The 24,288-nt window shown below is 57.7% G+C and carries 21 protein-coding genes; 3 read left to right on the plus strand and 18 right to left on the minus strand.

Features of this window, described 5'->3' with window-relative positions; all coding sequences use genetic code 11:
• Positions 1 to 7: 7 nt before the first annotated feature.
• The 16 genes from FOY93_RS13145 to FOY93_RS13220 all read right to left on the minus strand — a co-directional run bounded on the left by FOY93_RS13145 (position 8) and on the right by FOY93_RS13220 (position 17,216).
• The gene (locus tag FOY93_RS13145) at positions 8 to 1,006 is read right to left on the minus strand and encodes a hypothetical protein (RefSeq protein ID WP_133294650.1); all 999 of its coding nucleotides are present in this window, start codon (positions 1,004 to 1,006) and stop codon (positions 8 to 10) included.
• Positions 1,007 to 1,022: 16 nt separating this feature from the next.
• Positions 1,023 to 1,820 carry a PP2C family protein-serine/threonine phosphatase gene (locus FOY93_RS13150; protein ID WP_143345242.1) on the minus strand — a complete coding sequence of 266 codons (798 nt, stop codon included), beginning with the start codon at positions 1,818 to 1,820 and terminating at the stop codon, positions 1,023 to 1,025.
• Complete coding sequence (gene tagH / locus FOY93_RS13155) at positions 1,817 to 3,580, minus strand: type VI secretion system-associated FHA domain protein TagH (RefSeq protein ID WP_133294651.1); 1,764 nt, start codon at positions 3,578 to 3,580, stop codon at positions 1,817 to 1,819. The genes FOY93_RS13150 and tagH overlap by 4 nt, the downstream gene beginning before the upstream one ends.
• A gap of 81 nt (positions 3,581 to 3,661) precedes the next feature.
• A complete protein-coding gene (locus FOY93_RS13160) occupies positions 3,662 to 4,069 on the minus strand; it encodes a putative T6SS immunity periplasmic lipoprotein (protein WP_111964764.1) in 408 nt (135 codons plus the stop codon).
• Positions 4,060 to 4,602 (minus strand): hypothetical protein, encoded by a 543-nt coding sequence (locus tag FOY93_RS13165; RefSeq protein ID WP_021240381.1) that lies wholly within the window; start codon positions 4,600 to 4,602, stop codon positions 4,060 to 4,062. Before FOY93_RS13165 ends, FOY93_RS13160 begins: the two co-directional genes overlap by 10 nt.
• 56 nt (positions 4,603 to 4,658) lie before the next feature.
• On the minus strand, positions 4,659 to 5,141 hold the full coding sequence (locus FOY93_RS13170; protein WP_008502640.1) for an Hcp family type VI secretion system effector: 483 nt from the start codon (positions 5,139 to 5,141) through the stop codon (positions 4,659 to 4,661).
• 180 nt (positions 5,142 to 5,321) lie between these two features.
• Entirely contained in the window at positions 5,322 to 5,741 is a 420-nt protein-coding gene (locus FOY93_RS13175) for a T6SS amidase immunity protein Tai4 family protein (RefSeq protein WP_232057350.1), read from the minus strand.
• Positions 5,742 to 6,078: 337 nt separating this feature from the next.
• On the minus strand, positions 6,079 to 7,578 hold the full coding sequence (gene tssC / locus FOY93_RS13180) for a type VI secretion system contractile sheath large subunit (RefSeq protein ID WP_014884232.1): 1,500 nt from the start codon (positions 7,576 to 7,578) through the stop codon (positions 6,079 to 6,081).
• 3 nt (positions 7,579 to 7,581) lie between these two features.
• Positions 7,582 to 8,106, minus strand: coding sequence for a type VI secretion system contractile sheath small subunit (tssB, locus tag FOY93_RS13185; RefSeq protein ID WP_008502644.1), 525 nt, complete (start codon positions 8,104 to 8,106; stop codon positions 7,582 to 7,584).
• Positions 8,107 to 8,181: 75 nt separating this feature from the next.
• Positions 8,182 to 9,198: a type VI secretion system protein TssA gene (tssA, locus tag FOY93_RS13190; protein WP_133294652.1), complete on the minus strand. Its 1,017-nt coding sequence runs from the start codon at positions 9,196 to 9,198 to the stop codon at positions 8,182 to 8,184.
• Between the two features lie 11 nt (positions 9,199 to 9,209).
• A complete protein-coding gene (tagF, locus tag FOY93_RS13195) occupies positions 9,210 to 9,926 on the minus strand; it encodes a type VI secretion system-associated protein TagF (protein WP_029740102.1) in 717 nt (238 codons plus the stop codon).
• 16 nt (positions 9,927 to 9,942) lie between these two features.
• The gene (gene tssM / locus FOY93_RS13200; RefSeq protein ID WP_143345243.1) at positions 9,943 to 13,563 is read right to left on the minus strand and encodes a type VI secretion system membrane subunit TssM; all 3,621 of its coding nucleotides are present in this window, start codon (positions 13,561 to 13,563) and stop codon (positions 9,943 to 9,945) included.
• Positions 13,564 to 13,566: 3 nt separating this feature from the next.
• Positions 13,567 to 14,805, minus strand: coding sequence for a DotU family type VI secretion system protein (locus FOY93_RS13205; RefSeq protein ID WP_133294654.1), 1,239 nt, complete (start codon positions 14,803 to 14,805; stop codon positions 13,567 to 13,569).
• Between the two features lie 17 nt (positions 14,806 to 14,822).
• Positions 14,823 to 16,166 carry a type VI secretion system baseplate subunit TssK gene (gene tssK / locus FOY93_RS13210; RefSeq protein ID WP_111964768.1) on the minus strand — a complete coding sequence of 448 codons (1,344 nt, stop codon included), beginning with the start codon at positions 16,164 to 16,166 and terminating at the stop codon, positions 14,823 to 14,825.
• A 28-nt stretch (positions 16,167 to 16,194) separates the two neighbouring features.
• Positions 16,195 to 16,698, minus strand: a complete 504-nt coding sequence (gene tssJ / locus FOY93_RS13215) for a type VI secretion system lipoprotein TssJ (protein ID WP_063143854.1) — start codon at positions 16,696 to 16,698, stop codon at positions 16,195 to 16,197.
• A gap of 23 nt (positions 16,699 to 16,721) precedes the next feature.
• Complete coding sequence (locus FOY93_RS13220) at positions 16,722 to 17,216, minus strand: SH3 domain-containing protein (RefSeq protein WP_111964770.1); 495 nt, start codon at positions 17,214 to 17,216, stop codon at positions 16,722 to 16,724.
• Positions 17,217 to 18,217: 1,001 nt separating this feature from the next.
• On the opposite strand from FOY93_RS13220, the gene FOY93_RS13225 reads away from it, so the two are divergent.
• Both FOY93_RS13225 and FOY93_RS13230 read left to right on the plus strand, forming a co-directional pair.
• Complete coding sequence (locus FOY93_RS13225; RefSeq protein ID WP_143345244.1) at positions 18,218 to 20,506, plus strand: FdhF/YdeP family oxidoreductase; 2,289 nt, start codon at positions 18,218 to 18,220, stop codon at positions 20,504 to 20,506.
• A 21-nt stretch (positions 20,507 to 20,527) separates the two neighbouring features.
• A complete protein-coding gene (locus FOY93_RS13230; protein WP_143345245.1) occupies positions 20,528 to 21,424 on the plus strand; it encodes a LysR family transcriptional regulator in 897 nt (298 codons plus the stop codon).
• Here the strand turns inward: FOY93_RS13230 and FOY93_RS13235 are convergent.
• Both FOY93_RS13235 and FOY93_RS13240 read right to left on the minus strand, forming a co-directional pair.
• On the minus strand, positions 21,403 to 22,161 hold the full coding sequence (locus FOY93_RS13235; RefSeq protein ID WP_143345246.1) for a phosphate/phosphite/phosphonate ABC transporter substrate-binding protein: 759 nt from the start codon (positions 22,159 to 22,161) through the stop codon (positions 21,403 to 21,405). The two genes, FOY93_RS13230 and FOY93_RS13235, sit on opposite strands and share 22 nt — an antisense overlap.
• Positions 22,154 to 23,125, minus strand: a complete 972-nt coding sequence (locus FOY93_RS13240) for a fatty acid desaturase (protein WP_143345247.1) — start codon at positions 23,123 to 23,125, stop codon at positions 22,154 to 22,156. The genes FOY93_RS13235 and FOY93_RS13240 overlap by 8 nt, the downstream gene beginning before the upstream one ends.
• A 149-nt stretch (positions 23,126 to 23,274) precedes the next feature.
• On the opposite strand from FOY93_RS13240, the gene FOY93_RS13245 reads away from it, so the two are divergent.
• A complete protein-coding gene (locus FOY93_RS13245; protein WP_111964774.1) occupies positions 23,275 to 24,255 on the plus strand; it encodes a GlxA family transcriptional regulator in 981 nt (326 codons plus the stop codon).
• Positions 24,256 to 24,288 lie beyond the last annotated feature (33 nt).

The raw sequence follows: 24,288 nt of genomic DNA on the forward strand, positions 1-24,288 counted from the left end.
CCATTCCTTAATTCGCCGCGCGCCATGCACCGACGGCCGGATCGCGCAGCTGAGGACGCAGGGTGTCAATCAGAACGATATTCAGCGGAGTACCCGGTGCGACCCAGGCGCTCCACGTTTTTTTCACCGCCGCGATACGCGCCTGCAGTTTTGCGTCATCGCTGGCGATTTCACGGGAAATCTCCACCGCTACGGTGCCGTTGCTCTTCCAGCTGTTCAGGCTGTTATCGTAAGGCAGGATCATCCAGCTCTGGTCGCTGTTTGGGGTGCTGAATACCATGCGCTCTTTGTTGACGGAGGTGATCAGCGCGTTTTCCGGGTCGGCGCTTTGATTTAGGCCGGTCACCGGGAAACCGTGGATGTACGTCACCGCCATCTCTTTCTGTCCGCCGTTGCGGGACTGCGAAACTACGGTGTGTCCGCTCAGCCAGCTGCCGTTGCCGCAGCGGGTGGTGTCAGAATCCGGAATAAAGAGCGCCGGAGCAGAGGCGCCCCCTTCCCAGAAGGTGCGCAGGTGGCAGCCGTCCTGAAGCGTAAACTCCTGCCACGGCGTACGGTCGGCGGCAACGGTGCGGGAAGCCACATTTTGATCTGGCGGCATTAACGTGCCGCTGGCTGTGGCAGCGGTGACGGTTGCGGCAGGCGTGGCCTGCTCCTGTTTCACCACCAGCGCCCAGTCCTGCGCTTTGCCTGCGGTGCCCTGCGCCAGCGTGGTACCTGCCGGATCGTTGAGCGTCCAGCTGAGTTTATTCACTTTGCTGCACTGGTGTTCCAGCAGTGAGCCAAGACGCGGTACAAAGTTCTCCAGCACGGAGACGTCTTTCTTGCCGTTCGCCACAATGCGCAGCGCCACCTCAGGCTTACACCAGCTTTGCGGCGTGTTGTCTTTAATGTTGTCGATCCAGATATCCAGCTTCTGTGCAGGAGACTGCACGATGCGGAAATTCTCAGCCTGCGCGGTGGAGGTGACCGCCAGAAGTGCCAAACCCGATAGCCAAAGTTTCATATCGTTCCTTGTGTGTCTAATCAGTTCCGCAGGGAAGAAATTGTGCTGCGTCAGAGAGGGTGTGCAGCAAAGTGGTGTCCTGAGGGTTGCCCATCCATACCGCCAGGGCAGTATAGTTATCCTGAGCATTCCCTTCCTGTTCACCATTCTTTTGAATGATTTGGTTCATTAAGGTCAGCCACTCCTGCGGCGTATTGACCATATGCAGCGACTGCTTCATTTGCTCTTCGCTGACGCCGTGCCAGAACCCGTCGGTGCAGAGTAAGAATGCATCGCCGTCTTCAACCTGCACCACGTCGCTGTAGCTCGCTTCTGGCCCGCCGTTTTCAATCCCGAGCGCCAGATAGAGCAGGTTGCTGTTCAGGTTGTCGGTCTGGTGTCCGGCATCTTTCATCTGCTGCACCAGGCTGTGGTCGGTGGTCACATGCCACAGCCATCCCCGGCGGAACAGGTACAGGCGGCTGTCTCCGGCATGCGCCCAGTAGGCCAGGCCGTAATCACGGTCAATGAACAGACTGACCAGCGTCGTGCCCATCCGGCGATAGTCCTGAACGGCCTGCTGCTTGCTGAGGATGGTGCGGTTCGCCGTCTGCACGTAGTCGCGGATGTGCTGCGCATTAAGATGTTTGTCGCCATCGAAGCGGGAGATAATGCTGTTGCGTGCCAGCTCTGCAGCTACCTCACCGCCCGGCAGGCCCGCGATGCCGTCGCAGACGACAAAGCAGGCTGAACGTTCCCCTATGGTTTCTCCCGTCTGATCCTGGTTGCTGGCGCGCGTCCCCTGGCGGGAGAGAGAAGCCGTTGCGATATTCATTTGTCTTCCGATCCGCTCTGTGAGTCTTTGTACTGATTCACCTCCATGTCGTACGCATGAAGGAAGGCCTCGCCGAACAGGGTGTGGAAGTCATCCTCAATCTCGCCCGCCGTCTCGCCATAGCTGCGCACAAAATAGTCCCACAGGGCGGCTTTGCGGCTGCCCGGCAGCGCCAGACGTGAGGTCATGCCGTTCTGCTTCGCCTGCTCTTCCAGCTGCTCCGGGTTAAAGGACTGCAGCATCGCGGCAATGATGGCGCGGATGCCGGAGATCATACCCAGCTGGTGCGCCTGCAGATCGATCAGCGCGTCGCGCACGGATTTGGTCGGCGGCATAAAGCCCGGCATCGGGGTGCCGAACATCTGGATCAGCACGGTTTTGCCGGTCGGCAACAGCTTGAACGGGTTGTTGGCATCGTCCAGCACCATGGTCATATCGGCTTTTACGCCGCGCTTGAGGATGGAGCGCGAGGAGAGCAGCGCCACGGTCCCCTGAGAGAACATACCGAGGATCTGTCCCAGCTGACGCATATTTTCACGGTCAAACTGCGGAACGGGCTGCATTTCGCTCAGCCCCATGCCTTCCAGCAGCGCCTCCAGAAGCTCGCCCTGCAGCACTTCGCCCTTCTCACCGCTGTTTGCCGTGGCGGCTGGGGCGGCGGCGTTATTGACCGGGTCGATGCGAAGACGGCCCTTAGGGGCCTGGGCGCTGCTGCGCGCAACGGCCTGCGGCGTAGGCATGGTGAAGCCTGCGTAATCCGGTCGCGCGGGCTCTTCTTCAGCGCGCGGTTCTTCCTGCGGCTCAGGGGCGAACAGCGGAGAATCGGCCAGCACGTCCTCTTCCTGCTCAGGCTCCGGCACTGGCGCAGGCTTTTCGTCGACTATGTCATCCGGATGGGTTAACGGCGCGCCGCCCATCAGCCCGAGCGGGTCGTCATTACGCGCGGCTGGCGCGCTGGCCTTGCCGCCAAACAGGGCCAGCGGATCGAGCTCATCCGTCGCCTCGTCTTCTGGCTTAACGGGGCTCGTCTCGCCCGGCGGCACCAGCGTTGACGGGGTGACGTCGTCAAAAATACTCTCTTTTTTGAACAACGCTTCGTCGCTGAACAGCGTGTCCGGGTCAACGTTCTTACGCTCAAGCCTTGGATCGCTGTCGTTGAACATCGCCAGCGGATCTTCAGCGTTACGCTCCGGGGCCGCTGGCTGGGAGAATGGATCGTGCGATGCAGCTGGCTGCGGTTTTGTACGGTTGCTGGAGATGCTGTCGGAGATGGAGAACTCCTGCATCAGGCTATCCCAGATTTCCGTTGGCACGGCGGTCGGCTCGGCCTTCCCGCGCGGTGCGGTGCTCGCCGGCTTCGGTTGCGGAGCGGGCGCGGACGCGGCTGCCGGACGCGCCTGCTGATGCATGCTGGCGGCCATACGGCTCACTGGCTGCGTATCGTGGATCAGTTCGGTGACTTCGATACGGTAGTCATCAATACCGAGAATGTCGCCATCCTGCAGCTCAACCTGACGCCCTCGCTCCAGCGGAATGTCATTTAATACCACGCGGGTGACGCTGCCACGGTTGGTCACGCGGCATTCGCCCTGGGCGTCAACGTGAACAATGGCCTGCAGACGAGAGATGGTGCGGTCATTGTCCGGCAACACCAGATTGTTATCCGTACCGCGCCCAATGGTGCCGCCCGGGGCGTAAAAATCACAGCTGCTTTGCGGCGGCTGATGACCGGGTTTTGTAGAAATAATCGTGAATCGCATGGCGTATTCCTGCTGGTATGATTAGCGCTCAAACGCTGCCGCTCTCGGGGCGAGAACGGCGGCGTTTGGGGTTAACACATTCTATTCAGTCTGCGTAAGCTTAAACTGGCCTGAAGGACCTTCCTGTAAGGTGAAGCGGGCAGCATAGCGAACAGAATCGTTTTTCCCTGACACTTTCAGAGCAACATCATATTCTCCGGCTTGCCACGCAATCCCCTGCCACTGGTGACACTGTTGGGTCGTTAACGTCACTTCAGGGCTAAACGTTGACGGCGGCGATACCGCTTTCCACTCATTTCCCGCGCGTTTCATTATGGTGGGCGAATGGCTGGTGACAGGCGCGTCTAACCCGGAGTTAGCGGGAATAGCAAAGCAGGGTTCGTTGTTCTTTAGCGTAACCGAAAGCGACTGATATTGTGCAGGATGAGATACACATGCACTCACCGTTAATGCGATTGCTACAACACTGAGTAACTGTTTCATAACCATACCCGCCGGTCTTTAGGATTTTGAATAAACAACGATAATACCTGCAGGTATTTATCCTTCAGGTCGGGGCCGATTATTCCCTCAAACCCAGCAATGTTTCGGAAATCACCCAGGCCGTAATTTATCAAATAATAAAAATCCGAAATGATAGAAGCCTGCTGCTCCATACCAAAGTCCGATAGTTTTTTATCGGGGGGCAGAGAATAATTATAACTTGCTGCCCAACTGAATGCGCCTCGGGTTCGAACATTCATTCCAATCTGATGCTGCAATACATGCACCATTTCGTGAATAAACCAGTGTTTATATCGCGGAACCTCTATTGAGAAGTCATCCCGATAATGCGGCTCGCGAAAATAGAGCTCACCATTGGGGGTCATCGCGACATCTGTCGACTGCATATTAAACGGCAAATAGCTTTTATTATGGACTTTTACTTCTGAATACTTTATTGCGTCACCAAAAACCGAGCGCGCCAGCGCTATTTCGCCAATGGTGAGAGGACGGGCGCCTCCTTCCTGCAAACTTGCCATGCTATCTTCCTTCCCGGTTGATAATGACCGGGGAAACTCCCCGGCCACATACGCAATTACGCTTCTTTGTTTTCTTTGATGTTCCAGCCAGCGCTGCTTTCAGCACCCTTACCACCAGACGTGGTCTGCTCCCAGTACTGCTGTTTCACTTTCGCAGCCTGGAACGCATAGGTCACACCAACGGTATCGCCGTTGTCTGCACCGGTGTACTGAACAGAGGTGACCAGCACATCTTCCAGCGTGATGCGGGAGTATTCCACCTGCTGGCCGCCGGCTTTACAGACGGACAGCTCAACTTTGGTCAGGTGTTTACCGCTGGCGCAGTGTTTCAGGATAGCGGTGGTGGATTTGTCGATCAGCGCGTTAACGTGCAGGTCGTTAAAGTTAACTTTACCAGCACCGCCGCCACCGCCAACGCTCATATTACCTGGCTGGGAAGCACCCCAGGAGAAGGAGGTAATATCAGTCCAGCCGGTGTGGTTAGAATCTTTAGATTCGCCCGTAACACCCTCGACCTTCAGAAACATATCAATAGCCATAATATCTACTCTTCGTGGATGAACAATATTGCTTTCGAAAAAGCACTTATATGGCAAACAGGAAAGCATGGGGCTGAATAAAACCGTCCATATTTTACCTCTGCCTCATATCAAATGACCCGTGTCATTTGACAGTCTTACATTCCCCCTGAATGAACGGAAAGAATGTGAAGTCTTTTACTACTCTGGGTTATCCTGGATCCAGCTACGATCAGGATCGCCAATGATGACTTGCGGAACCAGTTTGTTCAGTTCGTCGCTATGATAAAGACGTAGACAGTTGAAGGTTACACCTTTGACATCGGGTTTTCGCTCTGAATGAAAACCATTAATTTGATTTTTATATTTTTCGATGAGGGCATTCACTTTATCCGTGCCATTTTCAGCATCAAAAGGTATCCACTCAATAAATGCGCTCGCACTTCGGGCCGCATCAGCAGAAAACTGACTGCCTTTATCTGCCACCTGAGCAAGACAGCGCGACAGAACTAAATCTTTTAAAACCTGCCGGTATGTTTGCTGCTGATAAAAATCAGGATAGTTATTTCCAGCACACACATAAAAAGTCATAAATGCGAGGAAAAAACAGAAATGCTTCACCTTATATCCTTTGCCATAGAACCACAGCGCATCAGTCCGACCAAAATACTAACTTTTATCTTTCCATTTTTCTGCGACAACGTATATCCCTATCGCTAATGCATTAAGTCCAGCACATAAGAATCCATGCATTGCGATTCTCGGAACATCTTCCGGCCAGTCAAAGATAAACAGATAGTAGCTGGATACCGCCACAAACAGCATAAATGAAATTATTAGCAATATATAAACGGTTAAATAGCTGATGAATTTTCGTATTAACGCTTTCACAGTCAAATTCATTAGCTATCTCGTACTCACCGAAATGGTGCCGACCCTCCAGGGCCGGCACTCATCATCACGCGTCTTTCGTCTTCAGAGACGGCAGTTTAGATACCAGACGCAGAGAAACGGTCAGACCTTCCAGCTGGTAGTGTGGGCGCAGGAAGAACTTCGCGGCGTAGTATCCCGGGTTGTCCTCAATCTCCTGCACCTGCACTTCCGCAGCCGCCAGCGGTTTACGGGACTTGGTCTCCTGGGAGGAGTTAGCCGGGTCACCGTCGACGTAGTTCATCACCCAGTCGTTCAGCCAGCGCTCCATCTCTTCGCGCTCGCGGAAGGAGCCGATTTTGTCGCGGACGATGCACTTCAGGTAGTGGGCAAAGCGGCAGCAGGCGAACAGGTACGGCAGACGAGAGGCCAGGCGCGCGTTGGCGGTGGCATCCGGGTCGTGGTACTCGGCCGGTTTCTGCAGGGACTGCGCGCCGATGAAGGCAGCAAAGTCGGAGTTTTTGCGGTGAACCAGCGGCATAAAGCCGTTTTTCGCAAGCTCAGCTTCACGACGATCGCTGATGGCGATCTCGGTTGGGCACTTCATGTCCACGCCGCCGTCATCGCTCGGGAAGGTGTGGCACGGCAGATTTTCCACCGCCCCGCCGGACTCCACGCCGCGAATCGAGGTGCACCAGCCGTACTCTTTGAAGGAGCGGTTGATGTTGGCGGCCATCGCATACGCTGCGTTCGCCCACGAGTAGCTGTTGTGGTTCGCGCCGTCGGTCTGCTCTTCAAAGTCAAAGCTGTCGACCGGGTTGGTGCGAATGCCGTACGGCAGGCGCGACAGGAAGCGCGGCATCACCAGACCCAGATAGCGGGCATCTTCGGATTCACGCAGCGAACGCCAGGCGGCGTATTCGGTGTTCTGGAAGATCTTGGTCAGGTCGCGCGGGTTAGCCAGCTCCTGCCAGGACTCCATCTGCATCACGCCCGGTGCGGTACCGGTGATAAACGGACAGTGCGCCGCAGAGCCGATGCGCGCCATTTCCCCCAGCAGCTCAACGTCCTGCGGGCTGTGGTCGAAGTAATAGTCGCCGACGATGCAGCCAAACGGCTCGCCGCCGAACTGACCGTACTCCTGCTCGTAGATTTTTTTGAAGATCGGGCTCTGGTCCCAGCCCACGCCCTTGAAGCGCTTCAGGGTGCGGCCCAGCTCCTGCTTGGAGATGCTCATAAAGCGGATCTTCAGCATCTCGTCAGTTTCAGTGTTGTTCACCAGGTAGCTCAGACCGCGCCAGGCGCTCTCCAGCTTCTGAAACTCTTCGTGGTGAATGATCTGGTTTACCTGCTGCGAAAGCTGCTCGTCGATACCGGCAATCAGGTTCTGAATGGTACGGTAGGTATCGTTCGAGAAGGTGACGGTATTTTCCAGCGCCTGCTGCGCCAGGGTTTTGACCGCGCTTTCTACAGCGGAACGCGCCTGGTCGGTTTTCGGGCGGAACTCTTTGTTCAGCAGCGCGCTGAATTCATCCTGGCTGAACGCCTGACCCGCCTGCTGCTCGTGTTGTTGAGTCTGGTTGCTCATCGATTATTCCTCGCTACCTTTCGCGCTTTCGTCATTTTTCGGCAACTGGCTCAGGGATTTGAGCAGCGTCGGATCCTGCAGAATTTTTGCGATCAGCTCTTCCGCACCGTTTTTACCGTCCATATAGGTCAGCAGGTTGGAAAGCTGGGTACGCGCTTCCAGCAGCTTGTTCAGCGGCTCAACCTTGCGGGCCACCGCATCCGGCAGGAAGTCGTCCATGCTGTCGAAGGTCAGATCCACGTTGAGCTTACCTTCGCCGGTCAGGGTATTATCCACCTGGAACGCCACGCGCGGCTTAAGCGCCTTCATGCGTTCGTCAAAGTTGTCGATGTCGATTTCGAGGAATTTACGCTCGTCGACGGCCGGCAGGTTTTCAACCGGTTTGCCGACCAGATCGGCCATGACGCCCATCACAAACGGCAGCTGAATCTTACGTTCTGCACCGTAGATCTCTACGTCGTACTCGATCTGCACGCGGGGGGCACGGTTACGTGCGATGAATTTCTGCCCACTGTTACTCATTGCCATGATGTTCTCCATCAAAGATGCGCGGTGAAGGTGAAACGGCAGGCTCCATGCCTGTCGTCATAATGCCTGGACGCGTTATTCGCGGCGCCCAAAGATGTTTTCAAGTTGGTTAACGCCGTCTGGCGCCAGGTCGCGAATAATGTCCATAAAGTTGAGTTCTGACAGCCGCTGCACCCGTTCAATCATCAGCGGTGCGGGGTGGCTCGGTTCGTACTGCGCAAAATACTGTTTTGCTTTTTCCAGCATCAGCTGCGCGTCGGCGCGGCTGGTGACCTGCACGCTGCGCCAGTCGGTGACCGGCTGAGCGGGCTGCGCTGCCGACGACGGCTGCTCTGCCTGTGGTTCTGCATGCGCCTCACGGTTCGGCAGCAGCTTGCTGATGTCGGTTACCTGACACGCGCTTGCTACCAGTCCGACGGTTTTAAGCAGCTGCTCCATCTCGGGCACGCCGCTTTCACCGAGATGCCCGGTGAGCAGCTCGCGAATGGCCAGCAGCCGTTCGTTGATGACGATAACCGCTGCGGTCCCCGGCTGGTCGCCGCGGGCCAGCTCGTCAATCAGCCGTGGACGCCCGCCGGGATAGTCCGGGCATTCGGTTTTACTGCCGTCCAGCAGGGCCTGAGCATCCCGGAGCGAAATTTCATCGCCGTTTGAACGCAGCAGCGAGGCGTTACGCACGGCGATGGTGAGGTCGGACTTATCGCTCAGCCCTGCCAGGGCGTTAATGCGGTAGAACGGGTCGGTTTCGCCATACTCTTCCAGCAGCGGATAGAGCGTCTCCCAGTAACGGGCGATCGCCTCCTGCACCAGCAGTAATCCGTCCGCGTAGCCCGCAAGCCCGCGACGGCGGGTCCAGGCATGGGTTAACGCCAGCAGGACGCGAAGATCCTTGGTGCGGGTCAGCAGGCTGGTGGCGTATTTTTCCACCGTGTTCCAGTCAGCTGGTTCTGCCGGAATAATGGTGTCGCCAAACTGCTGTTCCGCTTTCCCAAGACTTGCCTGATTCATGCTCTGGAAGTCGGCGTCGTACTCCAGGTTTTCGCCACAGGGTTTTTCGGGACTTATTGGCGCGAGAAATTCTTCGATATTCATGAGATCCCTGCTTATTCAAACATAGGCGGATAGAGACCGTGACGGCCCGGACGAGCGCCCCCTGCCGGGTCGAACAGCAGGGTGAAAAGCTGCCCGGTAAAGTTACCGCTGTGCACGTGGGTGTACAGCGGGTAGCCGTCGCAGCGGTTGGTCCACCAGTAGCTGGTCTGACGCAGAGGATCAAAACATTCAGCCGCCTGAGGCCAGCCCAGCGTGCTCTGGCCGTCCTCGTCATAGCCAATCACATCAAGTATGTCGGAACGCTTTTGCGGCTCGACCGGCTGCGGCGCCGGAATGGTCATCAGCATTTCGTCGAGCTGCGAGGCGGAAAAACTGTTGCGCACCGCGTGCAGCCCCAGGCGCCCAATCTGCTGATACCAGCTTTCGGCCTGGCTGAGCAGGCTGGTCGACCATTCGGACGGCGCGAAGCTCAGCTGAAGGCAAACAGGATACTGTCGGCCAACGCTGTCGCGGCCGGGCAGCAGACAGCCCATCTGGATCATCTGGCTGCCCAGCATGGGCGGTACCACAAAATTCCAGACTGGCGCTTTCTGAAACTGGCGCTCGCCGCTGCGCTGCTCTTCCTGCTGCCAGGCCAGCAGGCCGACCTGGAACCAGTGTGACCACTGGCGCTGTAAAGTGTCAGGAAAGCGACGCTGCAAAAAATCTCCGGCGCTGGGTAACTTGCCATACCAGCTGTAGCGGTTCATCGCAGGGGTATTCGTCATACGGCTGTCCTTGCGGTTATGGGCATGAGAAACGGGGAAGCTGGAACGGGTTACGAATGCTGTTTGGCGCAAACTCCAGCGTGACCTGATGTCCGTCGACGTTGAAGGTGGCCTGACGGCTCAGGCTACCCGCCCCCGGGCTGGTGCTCGCTTTATCAAAGAAGCGGTTCAGCGCCCAGGAACCGTTGGTCACCAGCGTCGCCGTGCTGCCGTTCGTCAGCCCCAGCTGCATGCGCACCTGGTTGGTGCCGCCCGGCCCCGGCCAGTTCATGATCTGCACGGCCTGCGGGCCGTGGCTGTAGCGCAGCAGCTGGCCGTCAACGTCCAGCGTCAGGTTCAGAATGGAGTTATCCATTCGCACGGTGCGAACCGTCACCTTAAAGGACGGCGTGGTTGTGCCGTTAGCAAAGAAGGCGTCGCGAATCGACTGGGCCTGCTGGAACGGTCTCAGCAGCCCTTCACTGCCCGGCAGCGTTTTACCGTCGATGCCCGGCATAAAGCGCCAGTTTGCCTGGGTGGTGTCCACTTTGCTGGTCAGGTTATCGCGAAAGAAGGTATCCATCAGCCCGGTCCCCGGCGCAAACATGCGCGCGAGATCGTCAGGGGTGACCTCGGTGCTGGCGCTGCGCACCAGCGGGTAGCGACCGGCAATTGCCTGGCGGCAAAAACCGCCCACTTCAACGTTAATCCGCTTCCGTACGTTTTCCAGGTCACGACGCTGGGTATCGCTGCTGGCGCCCACAGCCATGTTGCTGAACATGGTTTGCAGCCCGCCCGGCAGACGACCGGCGCTGGCCTGCAGGCGGCTGATCGCCTCCCCGCCCGGCGCCGGCATGCCGCTGTTGGCCGCATCCTGAACGGCGGTCAGGTAGCGATACAGCTCATCCACCTGCTTGAGAAAATCGTCAAACACGATGGTCTTCCCGCCCTTCTCCAGCGGCTGGGCCAGCTCAATCATCGGCGCGTAGTGGTCGGTCACCAGCTGCTCCGGCGCCTGGGTAACCGCGGCGGCCTGCGTCGGCGCATTGTCATTATTACTGAACAGCGCTTCCAGCGTGCGGGTGGCGCGGTTGCTTTGCGCCTGCGCTTTACCCGCATCTTCCGGCGCTGGCGTATCGCGGGAGAGCGTCAGGACCTGGCTCAGGTTCTGCACCAGACGGCGCAGCGGCGAATTGGCGCCGGAGAGCAGGCGCGCGGTGTTGATGCGCTGGGAAAGATCGGCGCTGTTGTTCAGCTGAATGTCGGCGAGGAAGCGATCCCAGTTTGCGATAAAGTCGCGCATGTAGAGCTGGCGCACGGCGTTGTCGATCTGCTGTTTATCCTCCTGCGCCGTCGCGGCCCCCAGCACCCAGGCGTCGTCCTCGTGCAGAGCGGTGGTTACGCTGTCAATCTGGCCGTTAAAGCTTTTCCAGTAGCCGTCCGGCGTATAGAGCCCCGGTACGCCTTCGCTGACCGGCTTGCCGCTTTTGCGGGAAAATACCAGCTCGCTCTGCGGCCCGCCCAGGTCGGAAAGGGAAACCGGCTTCAGGTTTTCATCATGCTCCAGCAGGCGCTTGAGACGACCGTACACCCGCGTGGAGAGCGGCTGCTGGCCGATCATCGCCCTTTCGCGGGCAACCAGCGATTCGTCCTGCGCGTACGGCGAGGCCTGAATTTTCGGCTCCAGCAGCTGCGTCAGGTGCCATTCAAGCTGCTGCAGCTGCGCCTTCGTGACGTTCTGCGGCAGATTCCGCTGCAGGTTGAGCATCACCCACGAATGCAGGAATTTACCGTCGTAGTGCTTTGGCTGATAGAGCATCTGATAGGCTTTCAGCGCTTCATAGCTGTATTCCACATCGCTGCCGTTGTCGTTACGAAGCCAGGTGGTGATGTGCATGGCAACGGCAGGGAGCAGCATCTGATCCAGCGCTTTCTGATACAGCGACTGCGAGGCGTCGCTGACGTCATCCCCGCGATAGAGTCCCATACGGCGGGATACCGGCGGATCGTTGACATCAAACGCGTCGCTTTTCGGCAGGTCAACCAGACCGTTCAGCAGCGGCAGCAGATCGAACAGGTCACGCTGGGTCTGGTTCTGTAAGGCTTTGCTCTGCTGGTCCAGCAGCGGCACCTTCGCATCCACCTCTTCCAGGTAGGCCTTGTTTTTGGCATAGCTGGTCAGCCACAGACCGCCCAGGATCACCAGCAGGGCCAGCAGCGCCGCGTAGCCGGACCATATCACCGCCCGGTTGCGCAGCTCCCACCAGCGGTTTTCGCCTGCGATCCCGGCTTCCTGGAAGATGACGTTTTGCAGCAGGTTCTTAATGAAGAAACTCTGGCCTTTTGCGCCCGGGATTGGCGCTTCTTTGCTGACTGAATCCCAGTTATCCGCCTCTCCCCCTTCCGGCAGCGACAGCGCGCGGTTCAGTTCGCCCATCACGCGGTCGAACGGCATGCCTTCCTGCGTCCCGCTGGCGAAGTAGATCCCGCGCGGAGAGAACTCGGTTTCGAAGTTGGAGCGGGCGAAGACGGTGCTCAGGTAGTCCGCCAGCAGCGGACGCAGCGCGGCGAACTCCTGCGGGAAGAGATACGCTTCTGCGCGGGTTTTCGCGTCATGCTCTTTCAGCATGGTTTCCGGCAGCCCGGCATCGAGGCGCTGCTGCAGCAGAGAAAACTCCTGCTGGAAGTTGCCCATCAGGTCGTAATCGGCGTGTTTGGTTTGCTCCCACGGCAGCGTAAAGCCCCAGATCTGGTCGCGCTGCGCTTTATCGTAGTCGGCAAACCAGGCGCGGAAGCCTTTAAGCAGGTCGGCCTTGGTCACCATCACGTAGACCGGGAAGCGGATACCCAGCTGTTCATGCAGCTCGGACAGGCGCTGGCGCAGGTTCACCGCCTGCTGGCGGGACGCCTCGGCAGACTGGGTCAGCAGGTCCGAAATGCTGATCGTGACGATGACGCCGTTAATCGGCTGGCGGCGACGGTACTTGCGCAGTAACCCCATGAACTGCAGCCACTCACCGGCATCCTGCGCCTGCTCGCTCTCCTGGGTGGTATAACGACCCGCGGTGTCCAGCAGCACGGCCTCGTTGGTGAACCACCAGTCGCAGTTACGCGTGCCGCCAATACCCCGCAGCGCGGTCTTACCGAAGCGGTCGGCCAGCGGGAACTGCAGCCCGGAGTTGACCAGCGCCGTGGTTTTGCCGGAGCCCGGCGCGCCAATAATGACGTACCACGGCAGCTGATAGAGATATTGCGTGCTGAAGCGCTGCGTCCACTGGGCGCCCTGGCCCGCTTTGCTGAAGTGCGCTTTTTTAAGCATCTGCGCGGCTTCATCAAAGCGGCTGGCGAGGATCTGCTCCTCGCTGTTCAGTCGCTTCTGCGGATCCGCCGCTTCCTGGCTGGCGGTGTTCTCCTTGAGCTTGTCCATCAGCTTGCGGTTCAGCCAGGCATTATAAAGGCGCGGCAGAATATGGCCCTGCGCCCACAGCAGGTAGACCACGGCGATACTGATGATGCGGTTCTGTTCGGATTCGAGCGGTCGGGTGTCCACGATGGACAGCAGAGGGCCAATCATCCAGATCACCGCCGCCAGCGCCGTTACGCCGAGGAAGCTCCACAGAATGCGGTTGGTCAAAATGGAAAGAAGTGTAGTCAGCATTCCTTAGTTTCCTTGCGGCAATCCGTTCAGCTCGGCCTGAGTGTTTTCAGGCGACACCAGCAGAGTAATTTCCACACGGCGGTTTCGGGCGCGGTTTTCAGGCGTCGTGTTTGGCGCCACCGGGTTAATCTCGCCCCGCCCTTCCGCTTTCACGCGGCCAGGCTGAGAGAGGCTTCCCTGCAGCATTTTTTGTACCGAGCGGGCGCGTTCCAGAGAGAGTTCATAGTTGGAGGCAAAGCGCGCGCTGCGGATCGGCACGTTGTCGCTGTAGCCCACCACCAGAATTTTGCCGCTGACGTTATTCATCGCCTGCGCAATGCGGCTGATGACCGGTTCATAGCGGTCGCGCACGACGGTCGAGGCAGAGGCAAACAGCCCGTCGCCTTTCAGGATAACGACGCTGCGATCCGCTTCGTCTTTCACCGCGACGAGGCCAGCCTCGATCTCCGGTTTCAGGAAGCCGCGAAGGTTAAGCACCGCCGGTAGCTGACGGGCCGGTTGCTGAATAGTGGTTTCCGGCAGCTGGGACTGGTAAATCTTCGCCAGCACCGGGTTGGTGCTGTCGCCAAGACGCCAGTTAAGCAAGATATAGAAGAGACAGGCGATAAACCCGGCCAGCGCCACGCAGGCCCACAGGGGAACCATCGGCCGCCAGAGCTTACGCAGCACGGGACGATCTTCCGGATGGGGAGAAAGCGGCGGCGGATAGCTGCCGCGCACGCCGCGGATCATCTGCCACAGCCGCTGCTTGATGGTCTCAAGCTGGGTGCGGCCATTATCCAGAACCCGATAGCGTCCCTCGAAGCCCAGCAGAAGGCAGTAGTTGATCATCTCCAGCAGCAGAATGTGCTCGCGCGGGTTTTGCGACAGGCGCGCCAGCAGCTGGAAGAACTTCTCGCCGCCCCAGGTTTCGTTATGGAACGTCACCAGCAGACCGTTGCTGGACCAGACGCCGCTGCTGCCCCAGGGGGTGAGCGCGGCGGCCTCGTCGAGCGCCGTACACAGGCAGTAACGTGCCCCGACGATCACTTCGTAGGGCAGCCCTGCCTGCTGGCAGCGGACTTCAAAACGGCGAATTTCATCGATCAGGCGCTGGCGTAACGCCACCTGATCGTCATGGGAGACCGAATGACGGATCTGCGGAATCGCATTGAGCAGCGGATTGGCGGCCGCCACCAGCTGATTGTTGCTACTGGCCCCGGTAAACGCGGCATCGCTGCCGGTGTCCTGTCGTTCCTGCATATTAAGCGCTCGCTTTATTATTCTGTCGGGCTACGGATGGCCCAAAACTCCATATCCAGCCCCGGGAACTCCCCTGCAAGGTGCAGGGCGAATGCGCCGGACTTATCCATCTCGTGCCACAGCTCGCTGCCCTTCTCGAGCTCGAAGTAGCTGTAGCCGGCATGCCACGGGATCTGCGGCGGCGCGACCGGCATGGCCCGCAGCATAATGCCCGGCAGCTGAAGCTGAACCAGATCGCGGATTTTCGACACCGGTGCGACCTTCATCTGCGCCGGGAAATGGGTTTGCAGGTGTTCGCCCGGCACGTTGGCTTTTACCGCCAGCACGAAGCCGAACTCACGCACCATGCTGGTTTCAGGCACCGTGGCGATGTTGAGGCCGTGAGAGCGCTCGTTAAGCGGGATCTGAATCGCGTGGTCTTCCATCACCAGCGACAGCCCCTGACGCAGCATCAGCATCAGCTTGCTGAAGCAGTTTGCCAGATCGTCATGATCGTAAATCGGCAGCACGCTTTCGGCGGTCCGCTGCGACGTCCAGGTGGCAAGTTCGGTCGCAAACGGCAGCCAGCTGCGCCAGAGCGTTTCCGGATGCAGCAGCGGGAGGGTTTTTAAATGAGACACCTCGCCCAGATGACGGTTAACCAGCGACAGCAGCGTGAACTCAATCAGTTCAGAGGTATTAAAGCGACCGGGCTGGCGCAAACGACCGCCAATTTGCTGGCTGCGCTGTACCAGCAAGCCGTGCAGATCGTTGATCATGCTGTAGATCTGCGGGCTGTTGTTGGCATTGAGCATCGGCGGGATGTAGCTGTTGTCGAGCCGCACGTGGTTGTCGTTACGTTTCTCCGTCACAAACGCCACGCCGATGGCGGTCCATTCTGCCGTGAGGTCTTTTTCCAGCATCAGGGTCAGACGCAGGCGGCCAAACTGAACGGTGGCATCTCCCACCGACATGGCGTTGTCGTCTTCCACCTCTTGCTCGAAAGCGATAAAGCGCGCCAGCGAGGCTGCCTCTTCGCTAAAGATCACCTCTTCTCTCTCGCCACGACGAACCGGCAGCGCGAGCACCACCTTTTCGTTAGTGAGATTGTCAGGAATTTTCAGCGGTACAGGGCCGTTGCGCCCGTTACGGACCTGGAAAAAGGTGCCGTCCGGCAGCAACCCACTGCAGTAGCTCAGGGCTATGCATCCCTGACGAAGCATCGCTTCATCCAGTTCAACGTCAAGAAAGCCCCAGAGATACGATCGCTGCAGCGCGCCCCATTCACGAACATGGTTGAGCAGATAGCTTTCAGTCCGCTGAAAATGGTGTGGACGCAGGAACATGCCTTCGGTCCAGACAACCTTTTCTGCTTTCGTCATGATGATGTGTTTCCTGTTTAGAAGCGCGTTACTGGCTGATGACCCGAATGCCGTTCACGTCGAGAAAAACGTTGGCCTGGAGTTCATCTGCGGACCATTTCCAGAACTGGTAGATATGATTTTCGCCAGGCACGGGCAGAGGAAGTGAAACGCGCCATTTTTTGCCATCCAGCACCTGATACTCCGCCATCACGCCGATGTAGCGGGCCTCCGGAGAGCTTTGCCCGCTGAGGGTTTTGGACAGCTGTCCCGGCATCAGGAAAAACACGTCGCTGTTCAGCAGATTCGCGCCAAGCGTGGCTGACGCGTTGTTCTGCAGGGAGTAAAAGTCGCTGGACATGAAATCCGCATCGGATTTCAGCAACAGCACCCGGACCTTAAGCGGCGCAGATTCATTGATTTGTGGATGAGCCTGAAACTGCAGATTGTAGCGGGAGGGGTCGCTGTGTGAAGACGACGTACAACCACTGACCAGGGCGAAAACCACCGCGTAAAAGAATAACCACAGCTTATGAAAATTTTTATTATTCATAAAAATGCGCTCATTAAAGCCGTTTAGTTCAGGATCCAGGTACCGTTAGCGCTGTCTTTGCAGGCTTTGCTGTTGCCATCGACATCGACACAGGTCGCTTTTTTACGCGTCTTCGGACGAATAGCCTGTTTACGCACGGCGGCGTCGTACAGGTCGGCCTTGATAACGGCGCGCATCGGGACGTAACCAATCAGCTGCTCGTTACCTTCATCGGCAAGCGCCATCCAGTAGTGTTCAACCTGACCCAGCACCACGTACGTTTTTCCGGTATCAAGAGTGCGGATAACTTTACCGCCGAAGTCAGGACGGCTCATCAGAGAGGCCGGATACATAGCACGATACGGCTCGTTGACCGGCGTGAACTCCGCCGGCGGGGTAACAGCGTGACGGTGGGTTAAGGTGACGCCGTTGACCTGACTGGTCTCGATAGTATCGTCGTTGATCACAGGTTTCTGCGGCGCTTTACAGCCCGCCACCGCCATTACAAACAGAAGTGAAAACAGTACGCGCATTTTCATATGCTTTTCCGTAGCGATATTTCGATGATGAAGATAAGGGGGTGAAGTTTGACTTAAGTGCTATTGTTAAAATAGCCAGGATATTTTCGGGGCGTTACTATTTTAAGGACATAGCTACCGCACGAGCCCTTCAGAATAAGGCCCAGCGTCTTCCTGACATATTTTGACAAACGGTAAGCAAGTTTACATGAGCTTTGCCTCAATTCAATATTTACCGTTGCGTAACTGTTGCTAAATGAAGCAGTCGGAAAATTATAGGATTAATCCTATGAAAAAACCCGACGTAGCCCAAACTCTCTTATTTCCCTACCAAAATACACTGCAACTTAATGTTTTATATAGCAAAAATATAAAATAGAAATACTTTCATTAACGCAATACAGCTATTATCGCCACTACCATAATTAGTAGAATTTGCGTATTGATGAGGTCAGCAGAATATATCAACGATGAATTATTTGTTGCACCAACAGAGTATCTTTAATATCGATCGGACTCTAAGACTTGAATGTGACTATTTCACTTATGTTGCAGGGCGTTAATTTCACGCCTAAAAATAACTTTATATTTCTCGTTATGGCAATTATCCCGTCAGGCCTAAATTTTATCTATTAATCATTAAGCCTGAGTTAACTTTCCTGACCTTATAGCAGCCGAAAATGCTCGCGATAGCCCGCCAGCTGTGAATGTTTTTTATTGTCACCGCTCAAAGGCTTCATTCGAAACTTTATTGGTGCTACATCCTCTCCTGCTCGCCCCATCTATCTTGCTTACCATGCGATAGATAAGATTTATTATTAAAATGATAAAAAATCGTTATAATTTCTTTAAATGCTTCAACACCAGACCCTATAAACAACTGTAATAAAAAGAATTTAAGTTAAAGCATCTTTTCGTACCGCACGCGCGTCGCCATCCGGTCGTCATTGCATTCACTTATCGTTCTTTGCAGCGCTTTTAGGGGTTCAGACGTTGTGTGACCGAACAAATCAGGAGTGGGTATGAACAAGAAAAGACGCTCGGTGCCGGGTATCAGACACTATGACGGTCCTGCCGGCGGCTGGGGCGCATTGAAAGCGACGGCCATTGCAGTACGTACCCAAATGGATACCCTTGATGCCCCCGCGACGCTGCTGCGCACCAACCAGCCTGACGGCTTTGACTGCCCGGGCTGCGCGTGGCCGGATAAAGAACACAAATCGACCTTCCAGTTCTGCGAGAACGGCGCCAAAGCGGTGACCTGGGAAGCCACCAGCAAACGCGTTACCCCCGCGTTTCTGGCCGAAAACAGCGTCTCCTCGCTGCTGGCAAAATCGGACTTTGAGCTGGAAGGTTACGGTCGACTCACGCATCCCCTGCGCTATGACCCGGCAAGCGATACCTTCCGGCCCGTCGCCTGGGACGAGGCGTTTGAACGCATCGGCGAAGTGCTGCGCGGGCTTGAACCGGACCAGGTTGAGTTCTATACCTCCGGGCGGGCCTCTAACGAAGCGGCTTATCTGTTCCAGCTGTTCGCTCGCGAATACGGCACCAACAATTTCCCCGACTGCTCTAATATGTGTCACGAGGCCACCAGCGTCGGTTTGCCGCGTTCGATTGGCATCGGGAAAGGCACCGTCTCGCTGGATGATTTCGACAAGACCGAGCTGGTTATCTCCATCGGTCACAACCCCGGCACGAACCATCCGCGAATGATGGGCACCCTCCATGAGCTGGCCCGCCGCAACGTACCGATTATCGTCTTTAACCCGCTGCGCGAGCGCGCCCTCGAACGTTTCGCCGATCCGCAAAGCGTGATTGAAATGGCAACTTACGGCTCTACGGATATTGCCTCAACCTACTTCCAGGTAAAGGCCGGGGGCGACGCCGCCGCGCTGAAAGGCATAGCTAAACACCTGCTTGAAATGGAGGCCGAACGCGGCGACGTGCTCGATCGCGCGTTTATCGCCGAACATACCCAGGGCATTGAAGATTTCACCGCCGATATCGCACAGACCCGCTGGGACGAGATCGAGCGGGAGTCAGGTCTCAGTCAGGCGGCCCTCAAAACGGTAGCCGAGGCCTATGCGAAATCGAATGCCACCATCATCACCTACGGGATGGGCATTACCCAGCACAATAAAGGCACGGCCAACGTCCGCCTGATCGCTGACCTGCTGCTGCTACGGGGGAATATCGGCAAGCCCGGTGCGGGAATATGTCCTCTGCGCGGTCATTCAAACGTTCAGGGGAACCGTACCGTCGGGATTAGCGAGAAACCATCGCCGGCCTTCCTGAATCGTCTGAAGGACGTGTTCGGCTTTGAGCCGCCGTCTCACCATGGACACGATGCGGTGCAGGCCACGCAGGCCATGATCGACGGCCGCGCGAAGGCGCTCATCTGCCTCGGGGGTAATTTTGCGGTGGCGATGCCCGATCACGAACGTGGTTTTCCGGCGATGGGTAACCTGGATTTGAGCGTGCACGTCGGCACCAAGCTGAACCGTACCCATCTGCTGGTGGGCAAAGAGACCTTTATTTTCCCGTGTCTTGGCCGTACCGAGCTGGATGTTCAGGCTACCGGTCGTCAGTCCATTACCGTCGAAGACTCGATGTCGATGGTCCATGCCTCATCCGGCAAGCTGAAGCCCGCCTCGCCGTTGCTCCGTTCGGAACCCGCTATCGTCGCCGGCATGGCGAAAGCCACGCTGCCGGAAACCCGCGTGGACTGGCTGATGCTGGTTGAGGATTACGACCGCATCCGCGATCTGATCGAGCAGACCATCCCGGGCTTTGAGAACTACAATGCGCGGATCCGCGTTCCCGGCGGCTTCCGCATGCCGCTGCCGCCCACGCAACGCATCTGGCCAACGGCGACGGGAAAAGCGATGTTCTCGGTGTTCGACGGCGTTCACGAGAACGCCAGCGGCGAAGGTGAGCACGTTCTGCGCCTGATCACGCTGCGCAGCCACGACCAGTACAACACCACCATTTACGCTCTGGACGACCGCTACCGCGGCGTGTTTGGCCGCCGCGACGTGTTGTTCATGAACGAGGACGACATGGCGCTGTCAGGCCTGGAACATGGCGACCGCGTGGATATCGAAACCGCCCTCCCCGGCAGCGTTCAGCGTCTGAAAGATATTACCGTGGTGGCGTACAACATCGCGCCGGGCACCGTCGGCGCCTATTATCCGGAGGCCAACGTGCTGGTACCGCTGGATTATCTGGATAAGGACAGCGGTACGCCGTCGTATAAATCCGTTCCGGTTCGCATCACCCTGCGCTCTAAAGAGATCCGCATGCTGTAAGCCGATCGCGCAGAGAAAAAGATGGATATTAAACAGTTAAAATATTTAATCGCGCTCGACGAGACCCGCCATTTTGGCAAGGCGGCCTCGCAGTGCAACATCACCCAGCCGACCCTCTCCATGCGCATCCGCAGCCTGGAAGAGGAGCTGGGGCTGGTGCTGATTGTTCGAGGACAGCGCTTTGAAGGGTTGACGCCGGAGGGTGAACGCATCCTCGCGTGGGCCCGAGCGCTGCTGGCCGCGCACGACGGGCTGCAGGCGGAAGCGGCGCTGTGCAAAGGCCAGGTGGTGGGCGAATTACGTCTCGGGATGGTGCCGCTGGCGAGCGTGGATCCGATGATCTTTATTCGCCTGCTGACCCAAAAATATCCGGAGCTGACCTACAGCCTCTATTCCATGTCCTCCGCGCAGATTGCCGACGGCGTCAGCCGCAATCAGCTTGAGCTGGGAATTTGCTACCTCAACAGCATCGACACCAGCCTGTTCGATATTATCCAGCTACCCAAAACCAAGATGGGCCTGCTGCACGACGTCCGCCATTTCCAGCTCGGCCAGGAGACGTTGACCTGGCGCGATCTGACGGATTTTCCGCTGGGGTTTCTGACTAAAGGGATGCATTACCGGGCGCATATGGAGGCCAGCTTTAAGTCTGCAGGCATCGAACCGGCGTCCGTTTTCGAGAGCGACTCCACGTTTCAGATCATACAGGCGGTGCAAAGCGGCGTATGCTGCGCCGTGATGCCGCTGAATAACGGTCTGGAAGATCTGAACAGTAATTTCAGGATTGTCCCCATCGCCGACGCGAATATTGAGGCCCCTGTCGGCCTGATTATGCGCAGGCAGAAGCCCGTCTCCTCGCTGGCGCTGCGCTGCTTTACCGACGCGCAGGAGATTTATCACGCCAACAATGAGGCGTAGGCCTGGCGCGTCACCACGCTAAAACCGTCAATCAGCACCGCGCCGCACACGGCCCGATATTCCGGCAAACTCACCAGCGCGCGGAGCGCATCGCGAAGGGCATCAAGGGTGTCAGGCGAGGTGTGGTGCGAGGTAATGAGCGGCAGCCCCGGCGTCAGAGGGGTATGGTCAATCACCGCCAGCCCCGTCAGTCTTTCCGGCTCGTGACGCTGCAGCAACGCCCAGGTCACGCAGTCGATGGCCGCGATATCCCCTGCACCGCGTTTCACATCAATCAGCGACTGGCGATGGCTGCCGCTGAAGGACGTTTGCGCGAAAAATGGACCGTTGCTCACCAGGGGAGCGACTATTTTTCGCAGCGCATTGTAGCCGGACTGCGAATCCGGAGAATTACAGACCGCACGACGTCCGCGAAAATCCGCCAGCGTGAGGTGGCGATCCTCCTCGCGCACCACCAGAAAGCTGCGGTACTGGAACCCTTCGCAGCCCGGGGGCGCGTAGTGAAAACAGCCGACCACCTGCACGTCCGGAAGCTGGGTAACCAGCGGATAACCGCAGGTCTGGCTGAGGACAAGCGCAGGCTGTCGCCAGTGGGTCAGCAGATAGGACTCCGGCCAGCCGGGATCGCGATCGACGGACACACCGCGCGCAGCCAGCAGCCCTTTTACCGCCAGCCAGAGCGCAAGGGTGTCGGCGCGATCCACAGCATACATGGGAAACGCCAGCAGGTTACTCATACCCTTCCCCCTGTTGTTTTGCGGGATGAACGGTGACGTCGACGGGTCTCACCCAGAACTGACGCAGCCATTCACCATAGCCCCTGACGAGAAAACCGTGGTTTCGCTGCTGGTACGCCTCCCGGTTTTGCTGGTAGATCGCCTTCAGCCCGTACCAGGGCACGCCCGGCAGATCGTGATGTACTGAATGGTAGTTGAGATTCAAAAACAGTACCCGCCAGAACAGCCCGGCCTCGTTAATGACGGAGCGCGCCAGCGGATCGTCCGCCGCGCGATGCTCGAAAAACGATCGGACCTTGGTCAGCGCCAGCGCCGGATAGCTGACTGCCAGCACGAACCAGAAGGGAGAAAAACCGGTATGCGCCATCCAGGCGAAGAGCACCACCAGCAGCAAAGCGTGCACCAGCCACATCGTCATTGCGCACAGGTGAAGGTGACGAAATGCCGCCGCGGCGCTGCCCAGCGTCTGAAGGATATCCAGCAGCGGTGCCAGCATCAGCCGTCCGGCAAAGGTATTCCGGGCCCTGATAAGCCGTTTCTGCCAGGGAGAAAAGCGCGCCCAGCTCTCGTCGGTAAAATAGTACGACTCCGGGTCATCCACCGGATGGGTCAGGCTATGGTGCCGATGATGGGCGAGATGGGAGTCCCGGTACAGGCCGTACGGATACCAGACCGCCAGCGGGAGCGTGCCAAACAGCTGGTTCAGCCAGGCAAAACGGGTGGGATGCCCGTGGATCAGCTCATGCTGCAGCGACATGTACCAGGCGGTAAACCCGATAAGCAGCAGCGTGGCGGGCAGCAGACCCAGCGTTTGCCAGAACGCCAGCGTGGTAAACCAGCCTGCATAAATAGTGATAATCAGCAGCCACGTGGGCAGTTCGCTTCGCCATAAAAAACCCGATGCGAGGTGGCGGATTTGTTCGCGTTGTTGCGGATGTAAATAGAGGGAGCTTCGTTGACTCATTCCTTCAGACGCCGTTTCGCCAGAGATAATTCTCTGACGATCGGGGAAAACGCCTGAAATAACAAAGAACATTAATCGCTTTGCTTTGCCAGAAACGTGGGGGTCATGCGTTCCTTGACTTATTCTGTAATAAAGGTACTTTTCAGGACATGAAAAAGATCCTGATTATCGTTCCCGACGGCGGCATGCTGTTTGAAGCCGCCGGTATCGCCGACATTCTGATGCAGGCCAACCGGCTGCATCCGGAAGGGCTTGCGCAGCCCCGCTACCGGATTATCATCGCCACCACGCAGCCTCACCAGGTGATCCACGGCCAGTCCGGCCTAAATTTGCTGGCGGACTATCGCCTGCCGGAGCTGGATCCACGTGAACCGCTGGATACCATTATCATCACCGGACGCGGCATGAACGAGCAGGAGAGCACGGCCGTTGTGGACTGGCTGCACCTCGCTGCGCCGCACGCCCGGCGGGTAGCCTCTATCTGCGGCGGCGCGATGCTGCTGGCCCAGACCGGCCTGCTGGACGGTCGCCGCGCGACAACCCACTGGCGGCTGCTGGAGACAATGCAGACACAGTACCCGTCAATCCGAGTCGAAGGCGGCCCGCTGTACATTCAGGACGGCCCCATCTGGACCTCCGGCGGCGTCAGTTCCGGGTTCGATCTGACCCTGGCGCTTGTAGAGGACGATTACGGATTTACCCTCGCCCGCGACGTCGCGCAGGATATGGTGATGTACCTGCGCCGTCCCGGCGGGCAGCTGCAGTTCAGCCGCTACAGCCTTCAGCAGCCCGGCACATCCGGTCCGATAAGCGAACTGCAAACCTGGATCCTGCAGAACCTCACCGCCGATCTGTGCGTGGAAAATCTGGCCGAGAAAGCGGCAATGAGCCCGCGTAACTTCACCCGCGTGTTTACCCGCGACGCGGGAGTCTCTCCCGCCCGCTATGTGACCGAAGCGCGCCTGGCCGCGGCCCGTCAGCTGCTTGAGCAGACCCATGACTCCCTTGAGCGCGTTGCCGAGCAAAGCGGGTTTGGCACCAGCATTAACTTGCGCCGCATCTTTGAGAAACAGCTTCACCTTACGCCCGGCGAGTACCGCCAGCGCTTCCACTGCCGCAAGATGGCGTAATCTGATCCTTTTTTGTCGTTTACGCCAACCTGC

It is taken from the genome of Enterobacter sp. 18A13, from assembly GCF_007035975.1.
GTDB lineage: Bacteria > Pseudomonadota > Gammaproteobacteria > Enterobacterales > Enterobacteriaceae > Enterobacter > Enterobacter vonholyi.